The 1,669-nt window shown below is 68.4% G+C and carries 2 protein-coding genes; both read left to right on the top strand.

Going from position 1 to position 1,669, the window contains the following annotated elements; genetic code table 11:
• The first annotated feature begins 206 nt into the window (after nucleotides 1–206).
• Nucleotides 207–824: a LemA family protein gene (locus tag GIW57_RS23630; protein ID WP_100463009.1), complete on the top strand. Its 618-nt coding sequence runs from the start codon at nucleotides 207–209 to the stop codon at nucleotides 822–824.
• Nucleotides 825–827: 3 nt separating this feature from the next.
• Nucleotides 828–1,669, top strand: an 842-nt coding sequence (locus GIW57_RS23625) for a TPM domain-containing protein (RefSeq protein ID WP_236513154.1), incomplete at its 3' end; no start/stop codon positions are given.

The raw sequence follows: 1,669 nt of genomic DNA, 5'->3' as shown, positions 1-1,669 counted from the left end.
GCGCCAAGGATGGCGCGCCCGAGCCTACAGGGACGTATTCACGGCGTCCCCCAGCCAACCCACCCTCCCGGCCGCCACCCGATAGCCAGCCACGAACCACCGCGGAGGGGGCGGCGCCCGATGGCCGACGATGGCCGACACTCTCCACACGCCCGTTAACACCGACCATGGCATGCTCGGCGCTCAGTCCACCCGGAGCCTTGGCCATGCGCCTGTTGACCCGCCTCATTCCCCTGTTGCTGCTGGCCTCCCTGCTGTCCGGCTGCGGCTACAACGCCATCCAGCAGAAGGACGAAGCGGTCAAGGCCAGCTGGTCCGAAGTGCTCAACCAGTACAAGCGCCGCGCTGACCTGGTGCCCAACCTGGTGCAGACCGTGAAGGGTTTCGCCAGCCAGGAAGAGCGCGTGCTGACCGAAGTCACCAACGCCCGCTCGCGCGTTGGCCAGATCAACGTCAACGCCGACGATGAAGCCTCGCTCAAGCAGTTCCAGCAGGCCCAGGGCGAACTCGGCAGCGCGCTGTCGCGCCTGCTGGTGGTCACCGAGAACTACCCGGTGCTGAAGTCCGACCAGAACTTCCGCGATCTGCAGGCGCAGCTGGAAGGTACCGAGAACCGCATCACCGTCGCCCGGGGCCGCTACATCCAGCAGGTGCAGGACTACAACACCTACATCCGCTCGTTCCCGCAGCTGATCACCGCGAAGATCTTCGGCTACCAGCCCAAACCGAACTTCACCGTGGAAAACGAGGCGCAGATCTCCAACGCGCCGGCGGTTGATTTCGGCAACGCGCCGCAGCAGCCCGCCCCGGCGCCGGGCCACTGACCGATGCGCTTGGCTGCCACACTGCTGGCCCTGCTGTTGTGGCTGCCGCTGGGCGTGCAGGCGCAGACGCTGGCGCCGATCCCGGCGCTGGATTCGCCGGTGGTCGATGCCACCGGCACCCTGGATGCCGCGCAGAAGCAGGCGCTGGTGCAGCAGGCGTTGGACCTGCAGCAACGCAAGGGCAGCCAGATGCAGGTGCTGGTGGTGCCGACCACGCAGCCGGAAGACATCGCCCAGTACACCACCCGCGTGTTCGACCAGTGGCAGATCGGCCGCAAGGGCGTGGATGACGGCGTGCTGCTGGTGGTGGCCAAGGATGATCGGCGGGTGCGCATCGAACCGGGCTATGGCCTGGAGGGCGCGATTCCCGATGCGATCGCCAACCGGGTGATCCAGGAGTACCTGGTGCCACGCTTCCGCGCCAATGACTATGCCGGTGGCATCACCGACGCCACGGCGATGCTGGTGAAGATCATCGACGGCGAGCCGCTGCCGGCGCCGGTCAGCAGCCAGCAGGGACGCGCGCCCGAGGGCGGCGGTGATACCTGGTTCCTGGCGTTGTTCATCGGCGTGTTCGCCGGCAGCATCCTGCGTGGCGTGTTCTCACGCGTACCGCGCCCGCTGCGCGGCCTGCTCGGTGGTGCCGGTGCGGCCGTTGCTGCCTTCCTGTTCACCTCCACACTGCTGGCCAGTGGCCTGGCCGGCGTGGTTGGCCTGGTGGTGGCGATGCTGTCCGGCCATCCGGGGCGCTTCGCCGGCGGTGGCGGTTGGGGCGGAGGCAGTTGGGGTGGCGGCGGTTTCGGCGGCGGTGGTGGATTTGGCGGTGGCGGCGGCTGGGGCGGTGG

Source organism: Stenotrophomonas sp. PA-6-5C, assembly GCF_021605635.1.
Classification (GTDB): Bacteria; Pseudomonadota; Gammaproteobacteria; order Xanthomonadales; family Xanthomonadaceae; genus Stenotrophomonas; species Stenotrophomonas lactitubi.
This window is presented reverse-complemented; position numbering and strand designations above follow the sequence as displayed.

Bases quoted from the DNA above. Each gene is read 5' to 3' on its own strand.
- GIW57_RS23630 (WP_100463009.1), top strand. From the start codon at position 207: ATGCGCCTGTTGACCCGCCTCATTCCCCTGTTGCTGCTGGCCTCCCTG.